Origin of the sequence: Enterobacter sp. 22452 (assembly GCF_052045065.1) — a bacterium.
In the GTDB taxonomy this organism is placed as follows: domain Bacteria; phylum Pseudomonadota; class Gammaproteobacteria; order Enterobacterales; family Enterobacteriaceae; genus Enterobacter; species Enterobacter mori.
In genome coordinates, this window is sequence record NZ_JBQEOB010000001.1 from 731,102 (window position 1) to 746,886 (window position 15,785).

A 15,785-nucleotide genomic window follows, 5' to 3' on the forward strand; every position below is an offset into this window, starting at 1 on the left:
GTCAAATTGATTGTCGTAAGTTATGGTGAATACGGGGCGATCTGGCTGTAAGCCGCGTATTCACTGGGGTTGGGCGCCTTGACGTAGGCTGTTTTGACAGTTAAGGTGCCCTTCGTGCGCTAAGCATATTTACGATTTCATTGACCTGTAGACCTGATTATCATGGACAAATTTGACGCTAATCGCCGCAAATTGCTGGCGTTAGGTGGTGTTGCGCTCGGCGCTGCGGCCATCCTTCCGACGCCAGCATTTGCCACCCTCTCGACACCACGTCCGCGTATTTTAACGCTCAACAATCTTCATACCGGTGAGTCGCTTAAAGCGGAGTTTTTCGATGGCAGAGGCTATATTCAGGATGAATTAGCAAGACTTAACCATTTTTTCCGTGATTTCCGCGCGAATAAAATAAAAGCCATCGATCCAGGACTGTTTGATCAGATTTTCCGCCTTCAGGGCCTGCTGGGAACCAGCAAGCCGGTGCAGCTCATTTCAGGATACCGTTCACTCGATACCAACAATGAACTGCGCGCCCACAGCCGTGGGGTAGCGAAAAAAAGCTATCACACCAAAGGGCAGGCAATGGATTTCCACATTGAAGGCGTTTCGTTAGCCAATATTCGCAAAGCCGCGTTATCTATGCGCGCAGGTGGTGTAGGATACTACCCACGTAGCAACTTTGTGCATATTGATACCGGGCCGGTTCGGCACTGGTAATAACGAAACACAGGAGCAGTATGAACTATCGTATTATTCCGGTTACCGCGTTCTCCCAGAACTGTTCATTGATCTGGTGCGAGCAAACTAAACTGGCCGCGCTTGTCGATCCCGGCGGTGACGCTGAGAAAATCAAGCAGGAAGTCGCAGCAAGCGGCGTCACGCTGATGCAGATTTTGCTTACTCATGGTCATCTTGACCATGTGGGTGCTGCGGCTGAACTGGCTGAACACTACGGTGTGCCGGTGATCGGCCCGGAAAAAGAAGATGAGTTCTGGCTGCAGGGGTTACCCGCCCAAAGCCGCATGTTTGGCCTTGATGAGTGTCTGCCATTGACGCCCGATCGTTGGTTAAACGAAGGAGATCGCGTTACCGTAGGGAATGTTACTTTACAGGTGTTGCATTGTCCTGGGCATACGCCAGGCCATATCGTCTTCTTTGATGACCAGTCACGTCTGCTGATTTCCGGCGATGTTATTTTCAAAGGTGGCGTAGGACGCAGCGATTTCCCGCGCGGCGATCACGGTCAGCTGATTCAGTCGATTAAACAAAAGTTATTGCCGCTGGGTGATGACGTCACGTTTATCGCAGGACACGGTCCGATGTCGACGCTGGGCTATGAACGGCTCCATAACCCGTTCCTTCAGGACGAAATGCCTGTCTGGTAACCCGAATAAAAAAAAAGCCTGCATAATGCAGGCTTTTTTATGGGCGCAACTTACAGTACGGCGACAATCGCTTCGCACAGTGGCGCCATGTTGTCAGGCGTCATGCCTGCAACGTTCACGCGGCCAGACGCTACGGCGTACACGCCAAACTCTTCACGCAAACGCAGAACCTGCTCTTTGGTCAGGCCGCTGAAAGAGAACATGCCGTTCTGTTTGATGATAAAGCTGAAGTCGCGGTCAGCGCCTTTCTCAGCCAGCGTGTTCACGAACAGCAGGCGCATACGCTGAATGCGCTGGCGCATATCGTTCAGCTCTTGTTCCCAGATCGCACGCAGGGCATCGTTGCTCAGGATGGTGGCAACAACGGACGCACCGTGTGCCGGTGGGTTAGAGTAGTTAGCGCGGATTACGGACTTCATCTGGCTGAACGCACGATCGACAGTCTCTTCGTTTGCCGCGACCAGCGTACAGGCACCTACGCGCTCATTGTACAGGCCGAAGTTCTTTGAATAGGAACTCGCCACGATCAGTTCCTGATGCACGGCTGCGAACGCGCGCAGGCCTTCCGCATCTTCTTCCAGACCACGGGCAAAGCCCTGATAGGCGAAGTCAAACAGCGGCAGCCAGCCTTTCTCCACGGACAACTTAGCCAGCTGTTCCCACTGCTCCAGCGTCGGGTCGATACCGGTTGGGTTATGGCAGCAACCGTGGAACAGCACCACGTCACCTGCCTGCGCTTCGCTCAGGCTTGCCAGCAGGCCGTCAAAGTCGAGAGAGTGATTTGCCGCGTCGTAGTAAGCATATTCACGTACTTCCAGACCCGCAGAGTTAAAGACGCTCTTGTGGTTTGGCCAGCTTGGGTTGCTCACCCATACGCGCTTAACAGAGGTGTTTTTCGCCAGGAAATCCGCCGCAACGCGCAGCGCGCCGGTACCGCCAGGGGTTTGTGCTGTGCGAGCGCGTTTGCTGCTCACAATTTCGCTGCCTTTACCGAACAACAGTTCCTGAGTGCAGCGACCAAATTCAGGGATACCATCAATACCGAGGTAGTTTTTGGTGGTTTCGTTTTCCAGCAGATACTGTTCAGCTTTTTTAACGCTGGTCAGGACCGGGGTTTTGCCGGTTTCATCTTTATATACACCAATACCCAGGTTGATTTTGCCAGGGCGGTCGTCGGCACGAAACAGATCGGCCAGGCCCAGAATAGGGTCGGCAGGAGCGGCGGTAATGTTCTCAAACATGACGAAGTTCCATTGTGATTACAGAAGTGAAATCCGCTATCAGGTTAACGGTAGATTTACAAAATGCCAACCGTTTGCGACGAAAAGCGTGCGGCTTTTCAAAAGTCGCCATTATTTTCTGTCGGGCATAAAAAAACAGGGCCGAAGCCCTGTTCATTAAGCATATAACAACGTGGTGTACTGATTAGAACTGGTAAACCAGACCTACAGCAACGGTATCATCGTTGTTGATGCCCAGTTTGTTGTCGTCTTTCAGCTGGTTGATCTGGTAGTCAACATAGGTGGACATGTTTTTGTTGAAGTAGTAAGTCGCACCGATGTCGATGTAGTTGATGTAGTCTTCATCACCCACGCCTTCTACGTCTTTCGCTTTAGATTTGTAGTAAGCGATGGATGGACGCAGACCGAAGTCGAACTGGTACTGAGCAACAACAGAGAAGTCCTGAGTTTTGTTAGCGAAGCCGTTGTCCAGGCGAGCCGCGTTACGCATTTCACCGTACAGTGCTGCCAGGTAAATGTTGTTCGCGTCGTATTTCAGACCGGTAGCCCACTGCTCAGCTTTATCGCCTTTACCCCACTGCAGATTCTGCTGGGCATTGGTACGGTCAGCTGCGCCATAAGCACCTACAACACCGAAGCCGTCGAAATCGTAGCTAACAGAAGTTGCCCAGCCGTCGCCGTTGGAACGTGACGCATCGGTACGCTCGTTTTTGCCCAGGTACTGAACGCCAAAGTTCAGACCGTCAACCAGGCCGAAGAAGCCGCTGTTACGGTAAGTCGCCAGACCACCAGTACGGCCAGAGAAGAAGTTATCGCTCACGCCGGTGTCGCCGCCGAACTCTGGCAGCATATCGGTGATACCGATTGCATCATAAACCAGGCCATAGTTACGACCGTAGTCGAAGGAGCCTGCGTCACCGAATTTCAGACCTGCGAATGCCAGACGGGTTTTGTTACCGGACTGTGCATCGGAGCCTTCAGAGTTGTTACCCTGGAAGTTGTATTCCCACTGACCGTAACCAGCCAGCTGATCGTTGATCTGAGTTTCGCCTTTGAAGCCCAGACGCGCGTAAGTTTTGTCGCCATCGTTGCCGTCATTATCAGAGAAGTAATGCAGACCAACAGCTTTCCCGTAAAGATCTAATTTGTTGCCGTCTTTGTTATAGATTTCTGCAGCGTTTGCTGCACCGGCTACCAGCAGGGCAGGGATAACCACTGCCAGGATATTGCGCTTCATCATTATTTATTACCCTCATTGGTTTTTTTATGACACTCGCCACTGCCGTCAATAAATTCTGTCAATAAATATTTCCGGAACTATTGATGAGAGTTAGGTGTCTTTATGTATCTGACAGGCATCTTTCCATTCATAGAACCGTTTCGCTAGCCTGAAAGTGCTACAATTCTCAAGATTAGGTAACAAAAAGAAATAATGTGTAACTAGATGTGTATTTTTGGGAACTTTGTGAACCATCTCAAATTTCAGAGAGACTTGGTTGATTAAGCGGCGGTTTCATTCCTATATATATGAATTGCTTATGTTTAATTTGGCTAAAGGCAATTCATATAAACAGCGGTTAAACAGCTCATCTTTTCTTATGACCGCGAAAGGCCTTCTGGATGGCTGTGAAATTGAATAAAAAATATGCTATTGCTTGAGAATTAAATAAGCACAATAAGAATGCGGAATATTTTTTATTCACAGATATTTCATGGAAACAAAACGTAACAGCTGGTGCTTTTGACGGGGTTGTCTTTTAAAGAGGCTGACTTTGCACTGACATAAACTGACATTGCAGAATAAAATAATGGCCAGCATGTGCTGGCCATTATCATTGATGCGGGTTAGAAGCTTGCGTTACGCGGTGTACGTGGGAACGGAATCACGTCACGGACGTTCTGAACACCGGTTACGTAGGCAATCAGACGCTCGAAGCCCAGGCCGAAGCCTGAATGCGGAACAGTACCGTAACGGCGCAGATCGCGATACCAGCTGTAGTCAGCCGGGTTCAGACCCATCTCTTCCATACGGGCATCCAGGACGTCCAGACGCTCTTCACGCTGAGAACCCCCGATGATTTCACCGATGCCAGGTGCCAGGACATCCATTGCGGCAACGGTTTTACCGTCTTCGTTAAGGCGCATATAGAAGGCCTTAATGTCTTTCGGGTAGTTTTTCACGACAACCGGTGCTTTGAAGTGTTTCTCTGCCAGATAGCGTTCGTGCTCAGAAGAGAGATCCACGCCCCAGTAAACCGGGTTCTCGAACTTCTCACCGCACTTCTCGAGGATGGAAACCGCATCGGTGTAATCCACCTGCGCGAAGTCAGCGGATACAAAGCGCTCCAGACGGGCAATCGCGTCGTTATCCACGCGCTCAGCGAAGAATTTCATGTCGTCTGCACGTTCTTCCAGAACGGCTTTAAACACGTATTTCAGCATGGCTTCCGCCAGGCCTGCCACATCATTGAGATCGGCAAAGGCCACTTCTGGCTCCAGCATCCAGAATTCCGCCAGGTGGCGGCTGGTGTTGGAGTTTTCTGCGCGGAAGGTTGGGCCAAAAGTGTAGATCTTAGACAGCGCACAGGCATAGGTTTCACCGTTGAGCTGGCCGGATACCGTCAGGAAGGCTTCTTTACCAAAGAAGTCTTTGTCGTAATCCACTTTACCTTCCGGCGTACGCGGCAGGTTTTCCATATCCAGCGTGGAAACGCGGAACATCTCACCCGCACCTTCAGTGTCGGACGCGGTGATCAGCGGCGTGGATACCCAGAAGTAACCCTGCTCATCGAAGAAACGATGCAGTGCCTGCGCCAGCGTGTGACGCACGCGGGCTACCGCGCCGATCAGGTTGGTGCGTGGACGCAGGTGTGCCACTTCGCGAAGATACTCAATGCTGTGGCGTTTTGCCGCCATCGGGTAGGTATCTGGATCTTCCACCCAGCCGGTGACTTCAATCGCCGAAGCCTGAATTTCGAAGCTCTGGCCCTGACCAGGCGATGCGACAACCACGCCGGTAACAATGACGGAGCAACCTGTGGTCAGGCGCAGAACGTCATCATTGTAATTGGGCAGAGAATTATTAATGACGGCCTGTACAGGATCAAAGCAGGAACCGTCATAGACGGCGAGGAAGGAGATGCCAGCTTTAGAATCTCGGCGGGTACGCACCCATCCGCGCACGGTGACTTCTTGGTCAACGGCGACACGGCCCTGGAGTACGTCGGCTACAGGCACAACGCTCATAATATTCTCTCTGTTAATTGTCGGAAATGATAAACACTTGTCCGCCCTTATGGGGGGATATCTATGTTACCTGGCATCCGCCATCAGACAAGCAGATTTCGCAGTCTTAAGAGAAGAAATAAGAAATAAATAAGAAGTGGGGAGCCTTTACGGCTCCCGAAAGCGCTTAACTGGCTTTTTTGACCTGCGGCAGATCGAAGGCTTTGCGCAATGCGCGGACAAAGGCTTTGTCATGACAGATGGTTTTACCCGGACTATCAGAGAGTTTCGCCACCGGCTTGCCGTTACATTCCACCAGCTTTATGACGATGTTCAGAGGTTTTACCTGAGGAATATCGCAGGTCAAACGGGTGCCAATACCAAAGCTCAGATTCACTCTGGAGGAGAAATGGCGGTAAAGATCCACGGCTTTGGCTAAATCAAGGTTATCAGAGAAGACCAGGACTTTCGTCATCGGATCAATGCCCAGCTTCTCGTAATGGGCAATGGCCTTTTCACCCCATTCCACCGGGTCTCCGGAGTCATGGCGTAAACCCTGATAACGCTCAGCAAATTCAGGACCGAAGTCGCGCAGGAAGGCATCCATTGTGATGCAGTCGGTGAGGGCGATCCCCAGTTGATTCGGATACTCATCAAGCCATGCGGCCAGAGCCGCGCGCTGGCTATTGGCCAGGTCAGGGCTGATCTGCTGATGCGCCTGGAACCACTCGTGCGCCTGGGTACCCATTGGCGTCAGGTCCAGACGACGTGCAAGGTCGTAATTGCTGGTGCCCACAAACCACGGCTCTTGCTGAAGACGTTTAACGATAGCCTGCTGTACTTCGCGAGAGAAACGGCGGCGAGTGCCAAAGTCCATCAGGCGGAAGCGGGACATATCCAGCCCTTCGGTCAGGTGGGAAAATTCAACCAGCTTATTCTCCAGTGAGGCAACCGCCTGCTCGACGCCGGTTTCCGGCGAACGGTAGCGGTGGGCCAACTCGCTGATCACCGCCAGAAGCGGCACTTCCCACATGATCACTTCACGCCACGGACCGGCAAGGCGGATATTCAGCTTGCCATTATCGTTAGTCACCGTGACCTGCTCTGGCTTGTAGCGGAAGTCGCGCAGCCAGGTAAGGTAGTCAGCTTTAAAGAAGGGCAGGCCGGAAAGCCAGTGATATTCGTCGTCCTGCAGCGCCAGATACTGCATGGCATCGACCTGTTCACGAATGGAATCCGCGTAGATACCCAGCAAGTCGTCGCCCCGGCAGCGAAACTCCGCCGCAACATGAACGTCATGGTAATGGTGGAAAACGGCTTGCTGCATATGCAGTTTATACGCGTCGGTATCCAGCAATGTATGCAGAACAGGAGAAGCGAATTGAGTCATAGGTGCGCAGTAGCATCCTCTCACGGGAGCGTTTAGTACAATAAACAACTCCGGAGTATACCTGTTTTAGTGATTTATTGAACCCCGATCACAACATAAGCGCTCTTTATGGTCGAGGGCATTTTGTGCCTCGTGTTATACAAATGTAGCGAAAAAGGTGTTTGTACCTGAAAAGATGAACATTCTGCATAGCGCGTTTTAGACAACAGGAATATATTGAAACGTTACTCGACAAACGATGCATAAGGTTTTCTATGACACAACAGCCACAAGCCAAATACCGCCACGACTACCGTGCGCCGGATTACCTGATTAGCGATATCGATCTGACTTTTGACCTGGATGCCACTAAAACCGTCGTGACAGCGGTGAGCCAGGTGACGCGCCAGAGCGCGACGGCTGTACCGCTGCGTCTTGATGGTGAAGACCTGACGCTGGTTTCCCTGCACATTAATGATGAAGCGTGGACTGATTATAAAGAAGAAGGCAACCAGCTGGTTATCGACAACCTGCCGGAACGCTTTACGCTGCGCATCGTTAACGAAATCAGCCCGGCCGCGAATACCGCGCTGGAAGGGCTCTACCAGTCAGGCGTAGCGCTGTGTACCCAGTGTGAAGCAGAAGGCTTCCGCCACATTACCTGGTATCTTGACCGCCCGGACGTACTGGCGCGCTTTACCACCAAAATCATTGCCGATAAAACCCTTTATCCGTTCCTGCTCTCGAACGGCAACCGCGTGGGCGAAGGCGAACTGGAAAATGGTCGTCACTGGGTGCAGTGGCAGGATCCGTTCCCGAAACCGTGCTATCTGTTTGCGCTGGTGGCGGGTGATTTCGACGTCCTGCGCGACACCTACAAAACCCGCTCTGGCCGCGACGTGGCGCTGGAACTGTTTGTTGACCGCGGCAACCTTGACCGCGCGCCGTGGGCGATGACCTCGCTCATCAACTCCATGAAGTGGGACGAAGAGCGCTTCGGCCTCGAATACGATCTCGACATTTATATGATCGTCGCCGTCGACTTCTTCAACATGGGCGCGATGGAGAACAAAGGTCTTAACGTCTTTAACTCCAAATACGTGCTGGCGCGTACCGATACCGCCACCGATAAAGACTATCTCGATATCGAACGCGTCATCGGGCACGAATATTTCCATAACTGGACCGGTAACCGCGTCACCTGCCGCGACTGGTTCCAGCTGAGCCTGAAAGAGGGCTTAACCGTCTTCCGCGACCAGGAGTTCAGCTCCGATCTGGGCTCCCGCGCCGTGAACCGCATCAACAACGTGCGCACCATGCGCGGCCTGCAGTTTGCGGAAGATGCCAGCCCAATGGCGCACCCGATTCGTCCGGATAAAGTCATCGAGATGAACAACTTCTACACCCTGACGGTGTATGAAAAGGGCGCTGAAATCATCCGCATGATCCACACCCTGCTGGGCGAAGAGAATTTCCAGAAAGGGATGCAGCTCTACTTCGAGCGTCACGACGGCAGCGCCGCCACCTGCGACGACTTCGTCCAGGCGATGGAAGACGCGTCCAACGTGGATCTGTCCCATTTCCGCCTCTGGTACAGCCAGGCCGGTACACCTGTCGTGACCGTTAAAGACGACTACAATCCGGAAACCGAGCAGTACACCCTGACCATCAGCCAGCGCACGCCGCCAACGGCCGAGCAGGCGGAGAAACAGCCGCTCCACATTCCGTTCAGCATTGAGCTGTACGATAACGAAGGCAAAGTGATCCCTCTGAAGAAGGGCGGTCACCCGGTACACAGCGTGCTAAACGTCACCCAGGCGGAGCAGACGTTTATTTTCGATAATGTTTACTTCCAGCCGGTGCCGGCGCTGCTGTGCGAATTCTCTGCGCCGGTAAAACTGGAGTACAAGTGGAGCGATCAGCAACTGACGTTCCTGATGCGTCACGCGCGCAATGACTTCTCTCGCTGGGATGCGGCGCAGAGCCTGCTGGCAACCTACATCAAGCTGAACGTTAACCGTTATCAGCAGGGCCAGCCGCTGACGCTGCCGGTTCATGTTGCGGATGCCTTCCGCGCGATCCTGCTGGACGAGAACATTGACCCGGCACTGGCGGCTGAAATTCTGACCTTACCGTCCGCGACTGAAATCGCCGAGCTGTTCGAGATTATCGACCCGATTGCGATTGTCGCAGTGCGTGAAGCGCTAACCCGTACGCTGGCTGCCGAACTGGCGGATGAGTTCCTGGCCATTTACAACGCCAACAAGCTGGATGCGTACCGTGTTGAGCATGCCGATATCGGCAAACGTTCCCTGCGCAATACCTGTCTGCGCTATCTGGCCTTTGGTGAGGTGGAACTGGCGAACACGCTGGTCAGCAAGCAGTATCACGAAGCCGATAACATGACCGACGCGCTGGCTGCACTCGCCGCAAGCGTTGCCGCCGAGCTGCCGTGTCGTGATGCGCTAATGCAGGAGTACGATGACAAATGGCATCAGGATGGTCTGGTGATGGACAAATGGTTCATTCTGCAGTCCACCAGCCCGTCCGCCGATGTGCTGAGCACCGTACGTCGCCTGCTGAAGCACCGCTCGTTCACCATGAGCAACCCGAACCGCGTTCGCTCGCTGATTGGCGCGTTTGCCAGCAGCAACCCGGCTGCCTTCCACGCGGAAGACGGCAGCGGCTATCAGTTTATGGTGGAAATGCTGACCGAACTGAACAGCCGTAACCCGCAGGTGGCGTCGCGACTGATTGAGCCGCTGATCCGCCTGAAACGCTACGATGCGAAGCGTCAGGCGAAGATGCGCGCCGCGCTTGAGCAGCTGAAAGGGCTGGAGAACCTGTCTGGCGATCTGTACGAGAAGATTGCTAAGGCGCTGGCCTGATAAAAAGCTTAACCCTCCCTCTCCCACTGGGAGAGGGCCGGGGTGAGGGCATCAGGCATTAGCCGTAATCAACGCGCGCTCATTCACCCCGCGCTTCATCACCCGATCCAACACTTCCGCCTCCAGCTCCGCCAGTTTTGCCGAGCCCACGCGGCGAGGGCGCGGGATATCCACCGTCAAATCCAGACCAATCTTCCCGTCTTCTATCAGCAGCACCCGGTCCGCCATCGCGACGGCCTCGCTCACGTCATGCGTCACCAGCAGTACCGTAAAGCCATGCTCCTGCCACAAGGACTCAATCAAATCCTGCATTTCAATCCGCGTCAGCGCATCAAGCGCGCCGAGCGGTTCATCAAGCAACAGCAGGCCGGGACGGTGAATCAACGCGCGCGCCAGCGCCACGCGCTGTTTCTGTCCCCCTGACAGCGCAGCAGGCCACTCGCCTGCGCGGTTTTCCAGCCCGACGGCGGCCAGCGCCTGACGTGCGTTATCCCGCCAGCTGCCCTTCAGACCGAGACCGACGTTGTCGATAACCGTTTTCCACGGCAGCAGGCGCGCGTCCTGAAACATCATGCGCGTATCGTCCTGAATATTGGCCAGCGGCGTTGACCCTGCCAGGATTTCACCGCCGTTGGGGGCTTCCAGCCCGGCCAGAAGGCGTAGCAGCGTACTCTTGCCGCCGCCGCTGCGTCCGACAACGGCCACAAATTGTCCGGCGGGAATATGCAGATCCAGCCCGTTAAGAATGGTGTTTTCGCCGTAGCGTTTGGTGATGCCGTTAAGCAGTAACGGCGTCCCCTGGTTCAGTCGTGCAGTATTCATGCTTTTGCCTCCTGAAGGGTATAGGCCGGGTTCCAGCGCAGCCAGCTGCGCTCCAGCCACTGGGCGCTGACGTCAGCGAGTTTGCCGAGAAGGGCGTAAAGGATGATGGCTACTACCACCACGTCGGTTTGCAGGAATTCACGGGCGTTCATCGCCAGATAGCCGATGCCGGAGTTAGCCGAAATGGTTTCCGCCACAATCAGCGTCAGCCACATCAGGCCGAGCGCAAAACGCACCCCAACCATAATCGAGGGCAGGGCGCCCGGCAGGATCACGTGTATAAAGAGAGAAAAACCGGACAAGCCGTAGCTTCGCGCCATCTCGACCAGACCGCGATCGATATTGCGGATGCCGTGCCAGGTGTTGATGTAAATCGGGAACAGCGTGCCCAGCGCCACGAGGAAGATCTTGGCGCTCTCATCAATGCCAAACCACAGGATAACCAGCGGGATCAGCGCCAGATGCGGCACGTTGCGCAGCATCTGTATAGACGTATCCAGCAGCCGCTCACCCCAGCGGGACAGGCCGCTGATCAGACCCAGAACCAGGCCGATACTGCCGCCAATGGAAAACCCAATCACGGCGCGCCATGAGCTGATCGCCAGATGCTGCCATAGCTCTCCGCTCACGCTCAGCGACCAGAACGCTTCAACAACGCCCTCCGGAGAGGGCAGAATGCGGCTCGACAGCCAGCCGGTGGACGACGCGAGCTGCCAGAGGGCCACGATGCCGACGGGTAAAAACCACGGCGCGGCGCGCAGCAGCCATTTTTGTGAGGTGGCAGACATGGTCACTCCTTAGCTCTGCGCGGCTTTTCGCGGAATAAATTCGTTCGCCACGGCTTCGCCCTGAAGCTGGAGTTGCTGCGGCTGCGGAATTTCCGGGATGGCGACATCCAGGTGCGGGAATAACAGTTCGCCCACCTTGTAGGCCTCTTCCAGATGCGGATAGCCGGAGAGGATAAAGCTGTCGATGCCCAGGTCTGCGTATTCATTAATCCGCGCGGCCACCGTTGGACCATCGCCGACCAGCGCTGTACCTGCGCCGCCGCGTACCAGACCGACACCCGCCCACAGGTTCGGACTGATCTCCAGATTCTCGCGCTTGCCGTTATGCAGGGACGCCATCCGGTGCTGCCCGACGGAGTCGGTTTTAGCAAACGCGGCCTGCGCCCTGGCGATGGTCTCATCGTCCAGATGCGAGATCAGCCGGTCGGCGGCCTGCCAGGCTTCCTCATTGGTTTCGCGCACAATCACATGAAGGCGAATGCCGAAACGTACCTTGCGACCGTGGGCTGCTGCTTTGGCGCGGACCTGGGCAATTTTTTCTTTCACCAGCTCAGGCGGTTCGCCCCAAGTCAGGTAGAGATCGACCTGCTCGGCGGCCAGATCCTGGGCCACATCCGACGATCCGCCAAAATAGAGGGGAGGGCGCGGCTGCTGCACCGGCGGGAAGTAGAGTTTCGCGTCGCGAACGTGAATATGTTTGCCTTCGAAGGTGACGGTTTCACCTTCCAGCAGGCGTCGCCAGACGCGGGTGAATTCGGCGGAGGCCTCGTAGCGCTCCGTGTGATCGAGGAACACGCCATCGCCCGCCAGCTCCTGCGGATCGCTACCCGTGACAAGGTTAAACAGGGCGCGGCCGTTGGACAGTCTGTCCAGCGTTGCTGCCTGACGCGCCGCCACGGTGGGGGAAACCACGCTTGGACGTAACGCGACCAGGAACTTCAGACGCTGAGTGACAGGGATCATCGACGCGGCAACCAGCCACGCATCCTCGCACGAACGTCCGGTTGGGATCAGCACGCCGGTGAAACCGATTCGGTCCGCCGCCTGCGCAATCTGCTGCAGATAGCCATGGTCAACCGGGCGTGAACCCTCTTCTGTACCAAGATAGTGTCCATCACCGTGGGTGGGTAAAAACCAGAAAAGATTCAGACTCATGATTTAGCTCCTTCTTTGCCTGCGGGCTGCCAGATGCGTTCGCGAATATTGACCTGTTTAGGCACAAGGCGGTTTTGATAGAAAAGGTCAGCGGTTTGCTGCTGAAGGGCGGCGACCTGCGCGTTGACAGGCGCAATGGTGGTCGGCGGACGGTGGCTGAGATAGCTCGCGATCACCGGTTCAGGTAAGCCCATGGTTTTTGCCAGCAGGGTAATGCTTTCCTGACGCTGGCTCTGGGTCAGGGCATCGGCCTGGGTAAAGGTATCCAGTACGCCCTGAATGAATGCGCCGTTTTTCTCCGCGTAAGGACGTGCAGCGAGATAAAACGAGCCGGTTTGTTTCAGCGTGGTACCATCTTTCAGCACCCGCACGCCACCCTGCAGTAAGGCTGCGGAGTAGTACGGATCCCAGATGGCCCAGGCATCCACGTTCTTCTGCTGGAACGCGGCGCGCGCGTCGGCAGGCGTCAGGTATACGGGCTGAATGTCGGTGAACTTAAGCCCGGCCTCTTGCAGGGCGCGCAGCAGCAAGTTGTGTGAGCTGGAACCTTTCTGGAAAGCCACTTTATGGCCTTTAAGGTCGGCAACGCTTTTAATCTCGCTATTTTCAGGGACCAGAATCACCTCTGCTTTCGGTTTAGCGGGTTCAACGCCCACGTAGACCAGATCGGCCCCGGCAGCCTGAGCAAAGATAGGCGGAATATCGCCCGTGCTGCCCAAATCGATACTGCCGACGTTCAAGGCCTCCAGCATCTGTGGGCCTGCAGGGAACTCCACCCAGGAGAATTTGGTGTCCGGGAAGCGTTTTTCCAGAAGCTGGTGGCTTTTCGCCAGCACCATGCTGACGCTGCCTTTTTGATAGCCGATGCGCAGGCTTTCCGGCGCGGTTTCCGCCGCATGAGCCAGCGACGACAGAGCCATCAGCCCTGCCAGCCCGATACGTGTCAGTGTTTTAAACATGAGCGACTCCTTGCGGCGGATTAAAAGCGGGAACCTCGATATCCCGGCGATGCAGCGCATGCCAGAACGTTTCCAGTGCGGCATCAAGGCGTGTTTGCAGATTCGGCGTAAAGTGGGGTTTGTGTTGATAGTCGATGACCTGTGAATCATCTGCGAAAACGCCATGCAGGATCTCCTGTGCTTTCAGGGCGTTCAGCACCGGTTTCAGGGCGTAATCCACTGCCAGTAAATGGGCAACCGTACCGCCCGTAGCCAGCGGCAGCACCACTTTGCCATCCAGCGCGCGCTCCGGAAGCAGGTCAAGCAGGGTTTTCAGTGCGCCAGAAAAAGAGGCTTTATAAATGGGAGTCGCCACAATTAAGCCATCTGCCCCCTTGAGCTGCTCGATCAGGGTTTTCAGCGCGGGGCTGTCGAAACGGGCATACAGCAAATCTTCAGGTTCGAAGTTATGCAGATTCCAGTGGCACACTTCCACATCCAGAGCAGTGAGCTTTTCACGGGCATATTCCAGCAGGGCGCTGGAACGCGAGGGGAACCGTGGACTACCGGCCAGGGTGATGACGCGCATGTTTGCTCCTTATAACTAATTGTTTGCTTTTATCTAACATTCATAACAATTTTAAGGAGTGTGACATCGCCGGGTTATTCCACTAAATGATTTATCTGCAATTTAAATGCGAAAAAGTGCATAAGAAATAGCCGTGCAGGTAAACGTTTGCGTTTTGCGCGATTTTTTTGCCGCAGGTCAATTCCCTTTCCGGGCGGGATCGCACATAATCCCCTCCCGGTTTGCACACCGGGAATCCAGGAGAGTTCATGTACTACCCCTTCGTTCGTAAAGCCCTTTTCCAGCTCGATCCTGAGCGCGCTCATGAATTTACATTCCAGCAATTACGTCGTATTACAGGCACGCCTCTGGCTGCGCTGGTGCGTCAAAATGTGCCGGAAAAACCTGTCCAATGCATGGGCCTGACTTTTAAGAATCCGCTGGGCCTGGCGGCCGGTCTGGATAAAAATGGCGAATGTATTGATGCCCTGGGCGCGATGGGGTTTGGCTCCATCGAAATCGGTACCGTTACGCCGCGTCCGCAGCCGGGTAACGACAAGCCGCGTCTGTTCCGCCTGGTCGAAGCTGAGGGGTTGATCAACCGCATGGGCTTCAACAACCTCGGTGTCGATCATCTGGTTGAGAACGTTAAAAAATCCCATTTTGATGGCGTATTAGGCATCAATATTGGTAAAAATAAAGACACGCCGGTGGAGCAAGGCAAAGATGACTATCTGATTTGTATGGAAAAAGTCTATGCCTATGCCGGTTATATTGCGGTGAATATTTCTTCACCCAATACCCCGGGCCTGCGCTCATTACAATATGGCGATGCGCTGGACGATCTTCTGAGTGCCATTAAAAATAAACAAAACGAGCTCCAGGCGATCCACCATAAATATGTTCCGGTCGCGGTTAAGATCGCGCCGGATCTTTCTATTGAAGAATTGATCCAGGTTGCCGACAGTTTAGTGCGTCATAATATTGATGGTGTGATAGCAACCAATACAACGCTCGATCGTTCTCTCGTTCAGGGAATGAAAAACTGTGACGAAGCGGGTGGGTTAAGTGGCCGTCCGGTACAATTAAAAAGTACGGAAATTATTCGCGCACTCTCTGCTGAATTACAGGGACGTCTGCCCATTATTGGCGTGGGCGGTATCGACTCTGTTATTGCCGCCCGCGAGAAGATGGCTGCCGGGGCATCACTGGTGCAAATTTATTCCGGCTTTATTTTTAAAGGCCCGCCATTGATTAAAGAAATCGTTACTCATATCTAATCTTTTCTCCTAATCAGACAACCAGGGCTTTATTTCCGGCCCTGGTTGTTTTATATTCCGTCACTGTTGCTTATTTAGTCATTATAGTCTTTTATTAATGGTGTTATAAACGAGGCGGCAAACAGGACA

13 protein-coding genes are annotated in these 15,785 nt (G+C 54.3%); 4 read left to right on the top strand and 9 right to left on the bottom strand.

Going from position 1 to position 15,785, the window contains the following annotated elements; all coding sequences use genetic code 11:
* Positions 1 to 162: 162 nt before the first annotated feature.
* Both ACTJJA_RS03455 and ACTJJA_RS03460 read left to right on the top strand, forming a co-directional pair.
* Positions 163 to 714, top strand: a complete 552-nt coding sequence (locus ACTJJA_RS03455) for a YcbK family protein (protein ID WP_010429293.1) — start codon at positions 163 to 165, stop codon at positions 712 to 714.
* Between the two features lie 20 nt (positions 715 to 734).
* Positions 735 to 1,382: an MBL fold metallo-hydrolase gene (locus ACTJJA_RS03460; RefSeq protein WP_089598364.1), complete on the top strand. Its 648-nt coding sequence runs from the start codon at positions 735 to 737 to the stop codon at positions 1,380 to 1,382.
* Between the two features lie 50 nt (positions 1,383 to 1,432).
* Here the strand turns inward: ACTJJA_RS03460 and ACTJJA_RS03465 are convergent, their stop codons facing one another.
* The 4 genes from ACTJJA_RS03465 to pncB form a co-directional block, all read right to left on the bottom strand.
* Positions 1,433 to 2,623, bottom strand: a complete 1,191-nt coding sequence (locus ACTJJA_RS03465; RefSeq protein WP_131635544.1) for an amino acid aminotransferase — start codon at positions 2,621 to 2,623, stop codon at positions 1,433 to 1,435.
* A gap of 184 nt (positions 2,624 to 2,807) precedes the next feature.
* Complete coding sequence (gene ompF, locus ACTJJA_RS03470; protein ID WP_010429301.1) at positions 2,808 to 3,863, bottom strand: porin OmpF; 1,056 nt, start codon at positions 3,861 to 3,863, stop codon at positions 2,808 to 2,810.
* Between the two features lie 605 nt (positions 3,864 to 4,468).
* Positions 4,469 to 5,869: an asparagine--tRNA ligase gene (gene asnS / locus ACTJJA_RS03475; RefSeq protein WP_440666211.1), complete on the bottom strand. Its 1,401-nt coding sequence runs from the start codon at positions 5,867 to 5,869 to the stop codon at positions 4,469 to 4,471.
* A gap of 166 nt (positions 5,870 to 6,035) precedes the next feature.
* Positions 6,036 to 7,238, bottom strand: coding sequence for a nicotinate phosphoribosyltransferase (pncB, locus tag ACTJJA_RS03480; RefSeq protein WP_440666212.1), 1,203 nt, complete (start codon positions 7,236 to 7,238; stop codon positions 6,036 to 6,038).
* A 254-nt stretch (positions 7,239 to 7,492) separates the two neighbouring features.
* Here pncB and pepN point away from each other — a divergent pair, with 254 nt between their 5' ends.
* Positions 7,493 to 10,105: an aminopeptidase N gene (gene pepN / locus ACTJJA_RS03485; protein ID WP_089598367.1), complete on the top strand. Its 2,613-nt coding sequence runs from the start codon at positions 7,493 to 7,495 to the stop codon at positions 10,103 to 10,105.
* 51 nt (positions 10,106 to 10,156) lie between these two features.
* On the opposite strand, the gene ssuB is transcribed toward pepN, so the two are convergent.
* The 5 genes from ssuB to ssuE are packed head-to-tail and all read right to left on the bottom strand — an operon-like array spanning position 10,157 to position 14,397.
* The gene (ssuB, locus tag ACTJJA_RS03490) at positions 10,157 to 10,927 is read right to left on the bottom strand and encodes an aliphatic sulfonates ABC transporter ATP-binding protein (protein ID WP_440666215.1); all 771 of its coding nucleotides are present in this window, start codon (positions 10,925 to 10,927) and stop codon (positions 10,157 to 10,159) included.
* A complete protein-coding gene (gene ssuC / locus ACTJJA_RS03495; RefSeq protein ID WP_023311016.1) occupies positions 10,924 to 11,715 on the bottom strand; it encodes an aliphatic sulfonate ABC transporter permease SsuC in 792 nt (263 codons plus the stop codon). Before ssuC ends, ssuB begins: the two co-directional genes overlap by 4 nt.
* 9 nt (positions 11,716 to 11,724) lie before the next feature.
* Positions 11,725 to 12,870: an FMNH2-dependent alkanesulfonate monooxygenase gene (gene ssuD, locus ACTJJA_RS03500; RefSeq protein ID WP_048979743.1), complete on the bottom strand. Its 1,146-nt coding sequence runs from the start codon at positions 12,868 to 12,870 to the stop codon at positions 11,725 to 11,727.
* Positions 12,867 to 13,829 carry a sulfonate ABC transporter substrate-binding protein gene (locus ACTJJA_RS03505; protein ID WP_089598368.1) on the bottom strand — a complete coding sequence of 321 codons (963 nt, stop codon included), beginning with the start codon at positions 13,827 to 13,829 and terminating at the stop codon, positions 12,867 to 12,869. The genes ssuD and ACTJJA_RS03505 overlap by 4 nt, the downstream gene beginning before the upstream one ends.
* On the bottom strand, positions 13,822 to 14,397 hold the full coding sequence (gene ssuE / locus ACTJJA_RS03510) for an NADPH-dependent FMN reductase (RefSeq protein ID WP_421511935.1): 576 nt from the start codon (positions 14,395 to 14,397) through the stop codon (positions 13,822 to 13,824). Before ssuE ends, ACTJJA_RS03505 begins: the two co-directional genes overlap by 8 nt.
* Before the next feature lie 248 nt (positions 14,398 to 14,645).
* Between ssuE and pyrD the strand changes: the two genes are divergently transcribed.
* A complete protein-coding gene (gene pyrD / locus ACTJJA_RS03515; RefSeq protein ID WP_010429325.1) occupies positions 14,646 to 15,656 on the top strand; it encodes a quinone-dependent dihydroorotate dehydrogenase in 1,011 nt (336 codons plus the stop codon).
* Positions 15,657 to 15,785: the final 129 nt, after the last annotated feature.